This is a genomic window from Candidatus Pantoea symbiotica, from assembly GCF_056491525.1.
The window spans coordinates 112,078-125,664 of sequence record NZ_JBSZHR010000003.1 but is presented as its reverse complement, the minus strand read 5'-3'; the positions used below and the strand labels follow the sequence as shown (position 1 = coordinate 125,664).

The window sequence follows — 13,587 nt, the reverse complement described above, 5'->3', positions numbered from 1 at the left end:
TTCCCTGTTATTAATCGATTAATGCAAAATAGTTTTAGAGAAAACCTGAATCACTACAATGCCCAGCCCGATTAACATTAAGCCCGCCATTGCAGCAAAATCCAGTTTCTGGTTGTAGAAAAAATAAGACATGACCGACACCAAAAATATGCCCATTCCGGCCCAGATAGAATAAGCAATGCCGACATTCATCTGTTTAACCACTTGAGATAATCCATAAAATGAAATGGCATAACCGATTACCACAACCACGCTGGGAATAAGGCGTGAGAATCCTTGCGAAGCCTTCATCATGGTTGTGGCAATCGTCTCAGCGACGATGGATATCGCCAGTATCACGTAAACATTATTCATAAAGCCCTCTTAAATACCCGAGAGTAAACACGCATTATAGAGTAGCTGTTAGAGGTTGTTTTTCCAACGGATTAGATCGCGCTTTAGTAACGTCAGACCAATCGCCACCACCATAATATCTTTGAAAATAAACGAATCGAGTCCGCCCAACTGCGGTAACAGGCTTAGCGTGACTAATCCGGTAAGAATCAACAATCCCGCGCCTATCATGCCTAAATCCGGACGTTTAAAACCCGCAATAAGCAGAATAACCGTGATGAGTTCAACCACACCAAGAAAATAACTGCTGCCGTGCAGGCCAAGGAAGTAGGGAAAAATACTCAGCCATGTTTTGGTAAATATGGGCTCCAGCGCCTGAACTTCAAATTCAAACCACTTTGCCATACCAAATACCAGGAAAATAATAATCACCGATAATCTCAACACCATCGGTTCTTTGCTCGCGAGAAAATGGACCACTCGTGAAGTACAGACTTGTTTAGCTGTTGTCATAATAAACTCTCCAGTGATTTATGCAGCCAGCTCAATAAGAAATGAGCTGGCATAAAGTCATGGTTCATGATGTCGATTACATCTCAACGCTGTCATATAAGGTGGCGGAGGCATAACCCTGATTACGCGTGTTGATATAGGTCACGCGATAAAAATCACTGCCCTTCATCTCGGCTTTCGCCGCCAATTTTGTCACCAGTTCACTGTGCGTACCGCCCTGCACGCTGATACTGCCGGTACGCACCACATTTTCACTGCTGTTACGCGTGAGTTCCTGAGCTGCGTTAGAGAAAAATGGGATCAAAACCAAAACTGCGATGATTGCGCTTTTCATAATATCTTCCTTTTGTTAGTGTTCGCTAAAATATATAACGCAGCTTAAGAGCAAACGCATCACATTTTATTAGTGAACACTAAAATATGTGATGACTTTATCAGAAAGTTCAGGTCGAGAGGGAGTTATGTCAATGAATGTCAACAAAAAATCAGGCAGACCGCGTCTGTTACCTAAAGAAGAGCTGGCGGCGATCATGTTCTCGATCTTTGCGAACAAAGGTTATGAAGCCACCTCACTCAACGATCTTACCCAGGCAACGGGTACTAAACCCGCCACCTTGTACCAGGCCTTTGGTAATAAAGAAGGGATGTTTATCGCTGCGCTTGAACACTACAAAACGACGTGGCTGGCGGATCTGGAGAAGATTCTTTCCTCAGAGGAGTTGAGTTTTAACAATAAGATTAAGCAGTTCCTGTTTTCGGCGTTTAACCTTTTTTCCTGCGAAGGCAAACCGCCAGGCTGCTTGTTGGTGTTTTCCGCGCTCTCATTTCGCCCTGAAGCCTCATCGTTAGGCGCTGAGTTATTCAATGAACGTCATGCATTTAAAGTGTGGATCATCGAGGAAGCGCAGCGTGCACAGCAGAACAACACCCTTTCAGGCAAATTATCTCCTGGAGAAACCGCTGAATTTATTCTGACTTTCGAAAGCGGTTTAGCCCTGATGGCGCTGGATAATCCTGATCAGAAGGTGATTAACAGTATGATCGATAAGATGATCGACGCAGTGATGTGCGAGTAACACCGCGTATTGTGATGTTCAAAACAGCCATATCTCCGCCTGGTTAATCGCTATATACTCCGGTGCATATCGAATTCAGGAGCCTTTATGCACATCTCTTTTAAGCGGATTATTCTCGCGGGATTACTCACTTTCGCCTCGTTGCACAGCTATGCCAGCCGCGTCGTCACCGATCAAATTGGCCGTCAGGTGACGATTCCGGACAAGATTGATCGCGTGGTGGTGCTGCAACATCAAACCCTGAACCTGCTGGTGCAGCTCAACGCCACCGATAAAATCGTCGGGATTTTGGCGAACTGGAAGCAGCAATTAGGTGAGGGTTATGCGCAATTGGTGCCGGAACTAACGCAAAAAGCGATGCTGGGCGATTTGACGCATGTCGATTTGGAAAAGCTGGTGGCGCTGCATCCGCAGGTGGTGTTTGTCACCAACTATGCGCCGAAAGAGATGATCGACCAGATTTCTGCCTTGGGCATTCCGGTGCTGGCGATTTCACTGCGTCACGATGACGCCGGTCAGCAAGGCAAAATCAATCCCAGCATGCAGAATGAAGACCAGGCTTACGATCTCGGCATTAAGGAAGGCATCACGCTGATTGGCAATGTGGTTAACAAGCCAAAACAGGCACAGGAATTGATTGATGCCGCCTTTGCCGGACGCAAAATCGTCAGCGATCGTTTGAAGAATCTGCCCGAACAACAGCGCGTACGCGCCTATATGGCGAATCCCGACATCACCACGTACGGCTCGGGCAAATACACCGGCTTGATGATGGCGCATGCGGGCGCATTCAACGTGGCGGCCGCGACCGTGCAAGGTTTCAAACAGGTCAGCATGGAACAGGTTGTGGCGTGGAATCCGCAGGTGATTTTCGTGCAGGATCGCTATCCCAACGTGGTGCCGGAGATCCAACAGGATGCGCGCTGGCAAACCATTGACGCGGTGAAAAATCATCGGGTGTGGCTAATGCCGGAATACGCCAAAGCATGGGGCTATCCGATGCCAGAAGCGATTGGCCTCGGCGAACTTTGGATGGCGAAAAAGCTCTATCCGGAAAAATTCCGCGACATCGATATGCAACAACAAGCCGATCGCTGGTATCAGCGCTTCTACCGGACGCATTATCATGACCACGCTGAAGATTCTGGCCGCCGGTAGCTTGCGCGCCGTGTGGCCGGATTTGGTGGCGGCATTTAGCGCGCTTTGCGGCCTTACAGTCACCACCAATTTCGGTCCAGCGGGCCTGCTGCGCCAGCGGATCGAAGCAGGTGAACCCTGCGACTTTTTTGCTTCCGCCAACAAGCAGCATCCTGAGGCGCTTTTGCAGTCTGGACGCGCATCAGAAGTAGGATTGTTTGCCGCTAATACGCTGTGCCTGACGGTAAAGCGTGACATTGTCACGCAAAATGATGATTGGTTATCGCTGCTGTGCCGGGATGATTTGCGCTTAGCGACCACAACGCCGCTCAGCGATCCTTCGGGTGATTACACCTGGCAACTGTTTGATAACATTAAGCAACGGCATCCCGGATTAGGAATGATGCTGAAAACCAAAGCGCGTGCTTTGGTCGGCGGTCCAGACAGTTTGGTGGTGCCCGCTGGTGAACTGGCAGCACAATGGTTGATTGAGCAGCAACACGCTGACATGTTTATCGGTTACGCCAGCTATGCGCCGCGCTTGCGGCGCTGCCCGCAGTTACAGGTGATAAACATCCCCGCGCCCTTCAACGTTCAGGCCGAATACGGTTGGGCGTACTGCTCAGCTGCCGCACAGCCTTTCGCGGCATTTCTCTCATCCGCTGCGGCGCAAACAATTCTGCAGCAGCACGGTTTTATACCGTTTACGGATCGGTAGCCGAACGCTTATTTCCAAGCTGCTGCTGCAGCCAACTCGCCGCCCTTTTATAGCGACTCAAGCGCTGTGCCGGTGCCAAAACCTGGCGCAGCAGCAGGCAATAATCCATCACCAATCCCGGCGTCCAGGTCATGCCTTCGGCGCGACTGCGCACCAGGCTCAACAGCCAGAAGTCAGGATTAAACAGCACCCATAAACCCTGCAAACCGCGCTCGCCCAGCAAACCTTCGGTGGCGACATCCAGCGCCTGAATCACGCTGGTGGAACAGTTACGTGAGGTCAGGTTATAGCGCGTGTCGCTGGCGTTGCTGAGCCAGAAATTACGCAGCGCTTGCTGATTATAATGTGGCAGCGTCAGGCGTTTGTCGGGCCGACACCACGCCTTAATCTCTTTCTCCAGTGAAGGCAGGAAACAACCTTCTACATCAAACTCCTCTTTCGCGCGTAACGTTTTCAGAAAGCCACGAAAATCGCGGGAAACGTCATCCGCAGGATAGAGGCTGATGTAAATCTCTTCGCCCATTTCCAGCGAGGTATGGCCGGTAGAGACTTCGCCGCGATGGTCAATCGCCGCCACCCAGCGATCAAACCACGGACGACGACCTGCCACATCGCCGGAACCCACCGGCGTCCAGATGTAGACGTTAAGTGGCGTGCTCACCGCATTCTGACTCATCGGCGGATGCACATAGCCTAATCCGTGCGGCGCACGCAGACCGGCACGCGTAAACATTGGCAATGCGGTGACGCTGGTGTTGGCGGGCAAGGCGTGGATTTGTGCCGTCATCACCAACAGATTGATGCCCCAACCCAACAGCAACAGCGCAAAACACAGTGGCACAATCACATGCGGTGATAGCGGCCAGTTGGTGGCAATCAGCACGCTGAACACCAACTCGCTACAGCCGAGCGTTAACTTGCGCGTCCAGCGCCGACAGCGCATCAGACAACATGAGATGACGCGAAAACCGCCATCGAGTAAAAATACTGTGGCGAATGCCAGTGAAAGACAAACGCCGCTGTCGTGGGGAGCGAGAAACACCAGCGTGCCAAAGATCAGCAATATCGTCGATTTCATCAAAGACGGCCAGGCGATACCGGCGGGGGCATAAAATGCATTTAGCGCTTCCGCTCCGCCCTCTAACGCCAAAAACATGCCTAAAAGTTGCAAGGGAAAGGAGACCGTTCCATGTTGCAGCAGATCCATGACGATCCCGGCACTGGCCCCCAGACAAATCACACCTAACGCGGCGAGATAAGGCCAGCCGGATCTGAGTGCCGGCCCACCCATCAGCAGAAACAGTAATCGCAACAAATGAACACTCCAGCGCTTAACTCAAAGCTCAGTACGCTCTGTAGACGCGGGCAATCTGCAGGAGTTCGGCGATCGCCCTCTAATTCTGACTTCGTTTACTGATGGTTGTAACAATGAGGGCACTGTACGTGGCAAAGCTTAAAATTGGCTTAACGATTAACCGGTTTACACGGCGATAGCCACTAACACTATGCATAGCAGCAGAACATAGGTACGCGCATGCCAGACATCGGGCACCGCCGGAATACAGCGGCGGGCAAACACCATCCCGATAAAACCGGCGACCACCAGCAGCAGTAAAATTTTCAGGCTGATAAAGCCGAGATAACCGCTGGCAGGAATCTGCTGCCAGCCGCTGATGCCATACGTTATCGCGCCAAAAATGGCGACCGGCAGCGACAGTGGATTAGCCGCGCTGACGCAATCGCGCATGGCATAACCATGACGACGCAGCAGCGGCACGGTCATTACGCTGCCGCCAACGCCGAGCATGGCGGCGATCACACCAATTACTGTGCCGCCTGCGCTGACGGTCAGCCGCGACAACATTCGCGGTGCAGTGCGGCTAAAGAAGCCTTTCCGCAGCAGGCAATCAGCGATAGTCACCACCATGTAAAGCATAAACAGCCTGCGCACCCAAATGTCGCTCATCACGCCCGCCAGCCAGGATCCGATCACCGCACCGAGCGCGATAAACCAGATTAGCGGCAACAAAGGGACATCATGCAATTTGCCCGCCCGCCAGTTTTTATAGCTGGCCCAACCGGCGTTGAAAATCATCACGGCGGTCGAGGTTGCCACCGCGATATGCATCGCCTGCGCCGCCAGCAGTGGCTGCTGCAACAGCAATTGATAGACAAACGGCACCACCACAAAACCGCCGCCAAAGCCAAACAACACCGTGGTGATGCCGGTGGCAAAACCCGCCAACCCAATAATTAACAGCTCGTTCATCGCCTTTCTCTGCATCATGAAAAGAGTGATGCAGCTTACGCAGCAAGCAGCCCGCTTCCCATTTGCGCAGCGCTCATTTACCCTTGCAAATCAGTCAATTTGCGGTGGATGTCGGGGATGCGAAATAGTCACATTGATGAATACGACCATATTGATCGTGACGTGGTGGCGCTGGGCAATGACTACGCGCAGGGATTTGTGCTGCCAGAGCATCGCCATCGCCGCGCGCAGCTGCTATATGGCGCGACAGGTTTAATGCACTTCGCAACGCAGGCGGGCGAATGGGTGGTACCGCCACAGCATGCGGTGTGGATTCCGCCGAACACTGTGCACAGCGTGAAGTTTGTCGGCGTCTCGACGCGCAGCCTGTATATCGAGCCGGCTTGTACGGCAGCATTGCGCGATCGCTGTAGCGTCATTAGCGTCTCGCCGCTACTGCGACAGCTGTTGATTGAAGCCGTTGATTTACCGCTGTTATATGCATCCGATCGCGATCAATCGCTGGTGCAGTTGCTGCTATTGGAGCTAGCGGCGATGCCAGCACGGGAATTCGATATTCCGCTGCCCCAGCATCCGGCGCTGTTGGCGCAATGTCAGGAATTCTTACTGGCGCCAACCATTCATGATGCCGCCGATGGCTGGGCCAGCGCGATGTGTATGAGCCCCAGTACCTTCCGCCGCCATTTCTTACAGCAAACCGGCTTGTCTTTCTCGGCCTGGCGACAGCGCGCCTGCGTGGTGACGGCGCTGGCGTGGCTGGTGGCGGGCAAATCGGTTAACGAGGTGGCGCTGTCACTCGGCTATGACAGCAGCTCCGCTTTCTCCACTATGTTTCGTCGCGTCACCGGTCAGGTGCCATCATTTTACATCGGCCACAATTGAGCAAATTTTCGCCACAGCTTTGGCGATTTCAGGCTGAAAACCGGCTTTTCGTAGCCAGAATTATTTGCCTAACACACTGATTATTTGGTCATTCCTTCAAGCCCAAATGCATGTCGAACTTTCAGGCGCTTAACTGCTGCTGCACCGCATCTAAAAACGCCCGCAGCGCCGCCGGTTGCCGTTCACGCGACATGTAAAGACCATAGATCGCCAGCGTTTTTGGCTGATAAGCCGGCAATACGGTTTGCAGCTGTCCGTTGTCTATGGCGAGACGCGCTTCCATTTCCGGCACCATCGCCACTCCACAACCGGCAATCGCCGCATCACATAGAACCGACGAGATGCCGGCGCTGAAATTGCCGTGCACCGCTGCGGAGATCGTTTCGCCCTGCGCATCTGAAAATTGCCAGCTCTGCCCAGCGAAACGGCTGTAATGCAGGCAGTTATGCTGCGCGAGATCGGCTGGCGTGTGCGGCGAACCATGCGCCTGCAGATAGCCCGGTGATGCACATACCACCGAAACACACTCGCCTAAACGTCGGGCAATGGCGCCAGGTTCGGGATCGTCGGTAATGCGCATCGCCACATCAATGCGCTCACCGATCAAACTCACCGGCTGATTATTGATCTCCAGCTCGATGCGCACCGCCGGGAAACGCGCCAGGAATGCCGGGATCATCGGGCCCAAAATATGCGTGGCGGTGGAGTGCGCACAGGCGACGCGCAACGTGCCGTGCGGCTCGCTATCCGCGCCCTGATCGGCAATCTCTTCAGCCAATCTGGCTAGCGCGCGCGATTTTTCGAGGATCTTCTCCCCAGCGGGCGTGATGGTTAGCTTGCGTGATGACCGGTGCAGTAAACGCGCGCCAGCCCACTTCTCCATTTCATCCAGATAGCGGCTGACCATCGGCCGCGAAATATCCAACGCACGCGCCGCAGCACTTAAGCTGCCCAGCTCGCAAATGCGGTTAAACACTGTTGCCGCCGTGACTCTGTCCATGTTGGCTCCATCTGATCGTTTTATGAAACTGATCATATCCAGTTTCGGGAATTCTACCAGCCAGCGATTTCCCTACAATAGAGCCCACAAATACGGCGAGGTGCCGGATAAAGGAAAATTCGATGAAAATGAAAACGATGACACTGGCTTTGGCCTTCGCCGCCCTGCCTGCCTTCGCTGCGCCGCTCAATTTAGAGGTGTATAACCCGCAGGAGAACGGCATTTTCCCGGTCTCTTCGACGCTGGTTTCCGGACCGCATGAAACAATATTGTTTGATGCGCAGTTCAGCACTAAAGACGGTGAAAAGCTGGTGCAGATGATTAAAGCCAGCGGCAAAAAGCTGACGCAGATTGTCATCACCTCCGGCGATCCTGACTTCTATTTCGGTCTGGAACCGATTGTAAAAGCGTTCCCGCAGGTGAAGATTGTGGCGACGTCGGACGTGGTGAAACACATCGAAGCGACCAAAGCCGCCAAACTGGCGTATTGGGGTCCGCAGATGAAGAACGGCGCACCAAAGCAGTTGTATGTTCCGCAGGTTACGCATGCCACCAGCTTTAAAATCGACGGTGAAACGCTGGAACTGCGTCACGCCGATGATTACGCCGCTTACGTGTGGATCCCGGCCAACAAAGCGATTCTCGGTGGCACCGGTGTGGCTTCCGGCATTCACGTCTGGACCGCCGATACACAAACGCCAGCTATTCGTCAGCAGTGGCGTAATGTGCTGAGCGAGATGCAAAAACTGCAACCTAAACAGGTGATTCCGGGCCATTATCTCGGCGAGCGCCCGGCGGGTGATGCGGCGATTACCTTTACCTTGAACTACCTGCAAACCTTTGAGAAAGCGTTACAGCAGCATAAAGGTTCGGCCCAGGTGATCGAGACCATGAAAGCCGCTTATCCGCATCTGCCGGAGGAGAGTTCGTTGGATCTGAGCGCCAAAGTGAATACCGGCGAGATGAAGTGGTAATGGATGTTTCAGTGAGTGAGGTCGCCATAAATGGCGCCCCTACGAAAAACTGCTCAAATCCCATGTAGGGTCGCCATTCATGGCGACCTCTCGAAAGACCGCACCATTCTCTTGTAGGGTCGCCATTCATGGCGACCTCTCGAAAGACCGCAGATAATCCAGCAAATACAAAGCGCGTTTGATTTGATAGGATTTTGGCCCGAATTTGCGAAATAAGGTTGCGGGTCATGCCCCAAAAGAGAGCGACGCTGATTGGTTTAATGGCCATTCTGCTGTGGAGCGCGATTGTAGGACTAATTAAAAATGTCAGTGAAGGATTCGGCCCGGTGGGCGGTGCGGCACTGATATACAGCGCCAGCGCGGTTTTGCTGATTTTCACCGTAGGCTTGCCAAAACTGCGCTCTTTTCCGCGCCGCTATTTGATTATCGGCAGCGTACTGTTCGTCTGTTATGAACTCTGCCTGTCGCTTTCACTAGGCTTTACCCACAGCGGACGCCAGGCGATTGAAGTCGGCATGGTCAATTATCTCTGGCCAAGTTTGACCATCGTTTTAGCGGTGATAGTGAATCGGCAAAAAACCCATCCGCTGATTATTCCGGGCGTGTTGCTGGCGGTTGCGGGCATTTGTCGCGTTTTGGGCGGCGATCAGGGTTTTTCATTCAGCGAGATCGCCAATAACGTGATGGATAATCCGTTGAGTTACGGCCTGGCATTAAGCGGCGCGGTGATCTGGGCGGTATATTGTGTGGTAACCAAAAAAATTGCTAATGGCAGCAATGGCATAACGCTGTTCTTTATCCTAACCGCACTGACGCTTTGGCTGAAGTTTTTGTTCTCGCCACAGCCGCCGTTTGTATTATCCGTTGGGGTTTGCGTCAGTCTGGCGCTAGCGGCGATGGCGATGGGCTTTGGCTATGCCGCATGGAATGTCGGTATTCTACATGGTAACGTCACCATTTTGGCCGCCGCGTCTTACTTCATTCCGATCATCTCCTCGCTTCTCGCCGCCTTTATTCTGCGCTCGCATCTCACCGTCGCCTTCTGGCAAGGCACCGCGATGGTTAGCCTCGGATCGCTAATGTGCTGGTGGTCAACGCGCGTGCGGAAAGCGTAATACTAATCCTTAGCACAAAATTTACTCATTGATCATTTCCTGCACAGATAGCGATCTGTTGCTACTATAGCGACGCAACACACAGCAATGCGTTGCTACGAGAATTTCAGATTGGTAACGTTTACCTGGCCCGCGCTTAGCGGGCTTTTTTTTGCCGGTTATAAATAACGCGGCTTTTCGGTGCGGAATCCCAGGCCAATTAAGCGGCCAAACAGATGGCGCAGGAACGGAAAGCGGCTGATCATCTGTGGCACTTTGCTCGGTGTAGAACGTTTGCGTTTGTTGCTGCTCATTTTGATTTGCAGGAACTGGGTAGCGACCGTTGGAAACTGGCGGCGCTGCTGCACTTTTTGCAGATCGTGCAAGGCAACCTTGCCCTGCTGCAGCGGTTTGGTCAGCATATTCGCTGCGGCCACCGCATCCTGAATCGCCAGGTTAACCCCAACGCCGCCAATCGGCGACATCGCATGCGCAGCATCGCCGATACAGAGCACGCCAGGTTTCATCCAGTGATCGAGGCGATCGATGCGAATCGACAATAGCTTGAGTTTGTCCCACTCATCGACTTCCGCCATGCGCTCTGCGCTGAACGGTGCCACCTGCGCCATGGTGCTTTTCAGTGCATGCAATCCCGCCAGTTTTAACTCGTCGAACTGGTTTTTCTGAATGGTGTAGCCGCATTGCCAGTACTCACCGCGATCGATGACAATGAAGTTCTGCTTCGGCCCTTTATGGCCCATGCCCAACTGCGGATCATCGGGATGTTTTTCCAGCCGGAACCACAACACATCGCGTCGCGCACCGAAGCTTTTTCCGGTAAGTCCGGCTTTGGCTTTGACCTGAGAATTGCGGCCATCTGCACCTATCACTAACGAAGTGAGAATGATGTGACGCTCGTTACCCTGTAACGTTTGCACGCCGCTGATTGCGCCATCCTCATAAACGAAGCCATCAAATGCAGTGGATTGCAGCAGAGTAAATCCCGGAAATTCAGCGGCTTTTTTGGCGAGAAAGTTGAGGAAATCCCACTGCGGCATAAAGGCGATAAAGCGGCACTGAACCGGTAAACGCGAGAAATCGGCCATGGTGATCTCTTCGCCAGCCACTTCCGCTTGCAGCTTCTCCGCGCGCTGATGTGGCAAGGTTAGCAGCTCATCCAGCAAGCCAAGCTGGCGCATGATCTCCAGCGTTGAGGGATGAATGGTGTCGCCGCGAAAATCGCGCAGAAAGTCGGGATGTTTTTCGATTACCACGGCACGCAAGCCCGCGCGCGCCAGTAAATAGCCCAACATCAATCCCGCCGGACCGCCGCCAACGATACAACAATCCGCGCTTAACGCATTTTCCTGTGCTGACTGCATCCTGTGCCTCACGCCAAAAATGATAATGGTTATCATTTATAGCATAGACTGGCGTTAATGTGAGGATACGTACAGCGATGCCTGGTGCGCCGGCGGCACGGCAAAGTTACGCTGCATGCGTTTGATCTCTTCTGCTGGCGGCAAACCGAACAGACGTTTGAACTCGCGATTAAACTGCGAAGCGCTTTCATAGCCCACCGCATGGCCGGCCGCTGCTGCAGTTATCTCCTGACGCACCATCAACATGCGCGCCTGATGCAATCGTACCGACTTCACATACTGCATCGGCGGCTGATTGGTGATGCTTTTGAAATGGGTGTGGAAAGTGGGCACACTCATGCCCGCCAACGCCGCCAGTTGTCCGAGCGTTAGCGGCTGCGCATAGTGTGCGTGAATGTGGCTCAGCGCTTTGCCCACTTTGCCAAACTGCCCTTGCAAGGTGAGCGCCGCTCGCATCGCGCTGCCCTGCGCACCGGTCAGCACGCGATAATAGAGTTCACGCACCAGCGCAGGACCGAGCATCTTCGCATCCAGCGGATGATTTAGCGTGGTGAGAAAGCGCAATACCGTCTCGCGCAGCGTCTGATCCATCGGACTCGACATCATGCTCTGCGCCGCCTGGCTCTCAAACGCCACATCCTGCTGCTCCAACTGCAACAGCAATTCAGTCGCCACATTGAAGTCGAGATGCAGGTAAATCGCCAGCAGCGGATGTTCCGCTGACGCCGCCGTTTCCATGGTAAAAGGCACCGGCACCGAAACCGCCAGATAATGTTGCTCATCGTACAGATAGATCTGTTCGCCAAAGAAACCGCGCTTCGATCCCTGACACACAATCACGATGCCCGGATCGTACAGCACCGGCGTGCGCGCCAGCGGCCGATCGGAACGCAGGATGCGCACGTCCGGCAGCGCGGTCAGGTTGTAACCTTCCTGCGGCGCTAGCGTTTTAAGCAGTTCTACCGTTTGCTGCTGGAGCGTTTCTTTCATCGCGCAACATCACTCTCATAAGATTAGGCAAGGAATATACAAGATAAGGTCTTAAAGCCGTTTAATCGCCAGAATATTATGCATCCTCTACTTTTTGAGGAGAAACCGCAAATGTCCAGGACTAAAACTTTATTCATTACCGGCGTCAGCAGCGGATTTGGTCGCGCATTGGCACAAGTTGCACTAAGTCGTGGCTATCGCGTGGTCGGTACCGTGCGCAATGCTGCCGCAAAGGCTGAGTTTGAAAGTTTGCATGCGGAAAATGCTTTCGCCTATGAGTTGGATGTCACCCATTTCGGCGCCATTGATGCGGTGATTGCCGATGTTGAATCCCACGTTGGCCCAATAGATGTGTTGGTAAATAACGCCGGTTACGGTCATGAAGGCGTGATGGAAGAATCATCGCTGGATGAGATGCGCCGCCAGTTTGACGTCAACGTGTTTGGCGCGGTGGCGATGATTAAAGCCTTGCTGCCCTTTATGCGCCAGCGCCGTCACGGCCACATCATCAACATAACCTCAATGGGCGGGTTCATCACCATGCCCGGGATCAGTTATTACTGCGGCAGCAAGTTTGCGCTGGAAGGGATTTCGGAAACCCTGAGCAAAGAACTTGCACCTTTCAACATTCACGTGACCGCCGTCGCACCAGGATCGTTTCGCACCGATTGGGCTGGCCGTTCGATGGTGCGTAGCGCACGCAGCATCGCCGACTATGACGCGCTTTTCGACCCGATTCGGCAGGCGCGAGAGGAGAAAAGCGGCAAACAGCTGGGCGATCCGCTCAAAGCCGCCAGTGCGATACTGGATGTGATCGAAAGTAGCAATCCCCCGGCGCATCTGTTGTTAGGCAGCGATGCTTTGGCATTGGTGCGGCAGAAGATTGAATCATTTAGCGCAGAGATTGATCGCTGGGAAACGCTGACGCGATCGACGGATGGCTGATGGAAGATAAACGGTAATATGCAGGTGCGCATGAATGCGCAACCTACAAAAAACGCGCCAAGCCTTTGTAGGGTCGCCATTCATGGCGACCTAAAGACGCTTAAGTGACGAGTATTGCGCTGAATACACTCAGCATTGCCTATCCATTCCTTAAGTTATTGTTAACAATAAATTAGCACTTTTGGCCAAATCACTACGTAGCTGATTCGCCATATTCCTGTACATATTAATTAAACTTGTATAAGTTTGTTGGCTAAAGTGTATACGTCAACCT

The 13,587-nt window shown here is 53.0% G+C and carries 15 protein-coding genes; 7 read left to right on the top strand and 8 right to left on the bottom strand.

The window, feature by feature from the left end; genetic code table 11:
- Positions 1–18: 18 nt before the first annotated feature.
- The 3 genes from ACXIZX_RS21375 to ACXIZX_RS21365 form a co-directional block, all read right to left on the bottom strand.
- Positions 19–354 carry a DMT family transporter gene (locus tag ACXIZX_RS21375; protein ID WP_008106908.1) on the bottom strand — a complete coding sequence of 112 codons (336 nt, stop codon included), beginning with the start codon at positions 352–354 and terminating at the stop codon, positions 19–21.
- A gap of 48 nt (positions 355–402) precedes the next feature.
- On the bottom strand, positions 403–846 hold the full coding sequence (locus ACXIZX_RS21370) for a DUF417 family protein (protein WP_061719207.1): 444 nt from the start codon (positions 844–846) through the stop codon (positions 403–405).
- A 76-nt stretch (positions 847–922) separates the two neighbouring features.
- Positions 923–1,180: a YdgH/BhsA/McbA-like domain containing protein gene (locus ACXIZX_RS21365; RefSeq protein WP_154191121.1), complete on the bottom strand. Its 258-nt coding sequence runs from the start codon at positions 1,178–1,180 to the stop codon at positions 923–925.
- A 91-nt stretch (positions 1,181–1,271) separates the two neighbouring features.
- On the opposite strand from ACXIZX_RS21365, the gene ACXIZX_RS21360 reads away from it, so the two are divergent.
- From ACXIZX_RS21360 to ACXIZX_RS21350, 3 genes are all read left to right on the top strand, one after another.
- On the top strand, positions 1,272–1,922 hold the full coding sequence (locus ACXIZX_RS21360) for a TetR/AcrR family transcriptional regulator (RefSeq protein ID WP_479404953.1): 651 nt from the start codon (positions 1,272–1,274) through the stop codon (positions 1,920–1,922).
- 87 nt (positions 1,923–2,009) lie between these two features.
- Positions 2,010–3,080 (top strand): ABC transporter substrate-binding protein, encoded by a 1,071-nt coding sequence (locus ACXIZX_RS21355; RefSeq protein ID WP_479404952.1) that lies wholly within the window; start codon positions 2,010–2,012, stop codon positions 3,078–3,080.
- Complete coding sequence (locus ACXIZX_RS21350) at positions 3,049–3,777, top strand: molybdate ABC transporter substrate-binding protein (RefSeq protein WP_479404951.1); 729 nt, start codon at positions 3,049–3,051, stop codon at positions 3,775–3,777. Before ACXIZX_RS21355 ends, ACXIZX_RS21350 begins: the two co-directional genes overlap by 32 nt.
- On the opposite strand, the gene ACXIZX_RS21345 is transcribed toward ACXIZX_RS21350, so the two are convergent.
- Together ACXIZX_RS21345 and ACXIZX_RS21340 are read right to left on the bottom strand one after the other, a co-directional pair.
- The gene (locus tag ACXIZX_RS21345) at positions 3,764–5,089 is read right to left on the bottom strand and encodes a hypothetical protein (RefSeq protein ID WP_479404950.1); all 1,326 of its coding nucleotides are present in this window, start codon (positions 5,087–5,089) and stop codon (positions 3,764–3,766) included. The genes ACXIZX_RS21350 and ACXIZX_RS21345 overlap by 14 nt on opposite strands.
- Before the next feature lie 168 nt (positions 5,090–5,257).
- Positions 5,258–6,046 carry a sulfite exporter TauE/SafE family protein gene (locus ACXIZX_RS21340; protein WP_479404949.1) on the bottom strand — a complete coding sequence of 263 codons (789 nt, stop codon included), beginning with the start codon at positions 6,044–6,046 and terminating at the stop codon, positions 5,258–5,260.
- Between the two features lie 117 nt (positions 6,047–6,163).
- Between ACXIZX_RS21340 and ACXIZX_RS21335 the strand changes: the two genes are divergently transcribed.
- Entirely contained in the window at positions 6,164–6,928 is a 765-nt protein-coding gene (locus tag ACXIZX_RS21335) for an AraC family transcriptional regulator (protein WP_479404948.1), read from the top strand.
- A 121-nt stretch (positions 6,929–7,049) separates the two neighbouring features.
- Here ACXIZX_RS21335 and ACXIZX_RS21330 read toward each other — a convergent pair whose 3' ends face one another.
- Positions 7,050–7,928 (bottom strand): LysR family transcriptional regulator, encoded by an 879-nt coding sequence (locus ACXIZX_RS21330; protein WP_479404947.1) that lies wholly within the window; start codon positions 7,926–7,928, stop codon positions 7,050–7,052.
- Positions 7,929–8,050: 122 nt separating this feature from the next.
- Here ACXIZX_RS21330 and ACXIZX_RS21325 point away from each other — a divergent pair, with 122 nt between their 5' ends.
- Together ACXIZX_RS21325 and yddG are read left to right on the top strand one after the other, a co-directional pair.
- Entirely contained in the window at positions 8,051–8,902 is an 852-nt protein-coding gene (locus ACXIZX_RS21325) for a Vmh family MBL fold metallo-hydrolase (protein ID WP_479404946.1), read from the top strand.
- Positions 8,903–9,129: 227 nt separating this feature from the next.
- On the top strand, positions 9,130–10,017 hold the full coding sequence (yddG, locus tag ACXIZX_RS21320; protein ID WP_479404945.1) for an aromatic amino acid DMT transporter YddG: 888 nt from the start codon (positions 9,130–9,132) through the stop codon (positions 10,015–10,017).
- Positions 10,018–10,175: 158 nt separating this feature from the next.
- Here the strand turns inward: yddG and ACXIZX_RS21315 are convergent, their stop codons facing one another.
- Entirely contained in the window at positions 10,176–11,378 is a 1,203-nt protein-coding gene (locus tag ACXIZX_RS21315; protein WP_479404944.1) for an FAD-dependent oxidoreductase, read from the bottom strand.
- 54 nt (positions 11,379–11,432) lie between these two features.
- Positions 11,433–12,368 (bottom strand): AraC family transcriptional regulator, encoded by a 936-nt coding sequence (locus ACXIZX_RS21310; protein ID WP_479404943.1) that lies wholly within the window; start codon positions 12,366–12,368, stop codon positions 11,433–11,435.
- 111 nt (positions 12,369–12,479) lie between these two features.
- Here ACXIZX_RS21310 and ACXIZX_RS21305 point away from each other — a divergent pair, with 111 nt between their 5' ends.
- A complete protein-coding gene (locus tag ACXIZX_RS21305) occupies positions 12,480–13,313 on the top strand; it encodes an oxidoreductase (protein ID WP_479404942.1) in 834 nt (277 codons plus the stop codon).
- The last annotated feature ends 274 nt before the right edge of the window (positions 13,314–13,587 follow it).

Coding starts and splice junctions, on each gene's coding strand:
- ACXIZX_RS21375 (WP_008106908.1), bottom strand. CDS start 354: ATGAATAATGTTTACGTGATACTGGCGATATCCATCGTCGCTGAGACG.
- ACXIZX_RS21370 (WP_061719207.1), bottom strand. CDS start 846: ATGACAACAGCTAAACAAGTCTGTACTTCACGAGTGGTCCATTTTCTC.
- ACXIZX_RS21365 (WP_154191121.1), bottom strand. CDS start 1,180: ATGAAAAGCGCAATCATCGCAGTTTTGGTTTTGATCCCATTTTTCTCT.
- ACXIZX_RS21360 (WP_479404953.1), top strand. CDS start 1,272: ATGACTTTATCAGAAAGTTCAGGTCGAGAGGGAGTTATGTCAATGAAT.
- ACXIZX_RS21355 (WP_479404952.1), top strand. CDS start 2,010: ATGCACATCTCTTTTAAGCGGATTATTCTCGCGGGATTACTCACTTTC.
- ACXIZX_RS21350 (WP_479404951.1), top strand. CDS start 3,049: ATGACCACGCTGAAGATTCTGGCCGCCGGTAGCTTGCGCGCCGTGTGG.
- ACXIZX_RS21340 (WP_479404949.1), bottom strand. CDS start 6,046: ATGAACGAGCTGTTAATTATTGGGTTGGCGGGTTTTGCCACCGGCATC.
- ACXIZX_RS21335 (WP_479404948.1), top strand. CDS start 6,164: ATGCGAAATAGTCACATTGATGAATACGACCATATTGATCGTGACGTG.
- ACXIZX_RS21330 (WP_479404947.1), bottom strand. CDS start 7,928: ATGGACAGAGTCACGGCGGCAACAGTGTTTAACCGCATTTGCGAGCTG.
- ACXIZX_RS21325 (WP_479404946.1), top strand. CDS start 8,051: ATGAAAATGAAAACGATGACACTGGCTTTGGCCTTCGCCGCCCTGCCT.
- yddG (WP_479404945.1), top strand. CDS start 9,130: ATGCCCCAAAAGAGAGCGACGCTGATTGGTTTAATGGCCATTCTGCTG.
- ACXIZX_RS21315 (WP_479404944.1), bottom strand. CDS start 11,378: ATGCAGTCAGCACAGGAAAATGCGTTAAGCGCGGATTGTTGTATCGTT.
- ACXIZX_RS21310 (WP_479404943.1), bottom strand. CDS start 12,368: ATGAAAGAAACGCTCCAGCAGCAAACGGTAGAACTGCTTAAAACGCTA.
- ACXIZX_RS21305 (WP_479404942.1), top strand. CDS start 12,480: ATGTCCAGGACTAAAACTTTATTCATTACCGGCGTCAGCAGCGGATTT.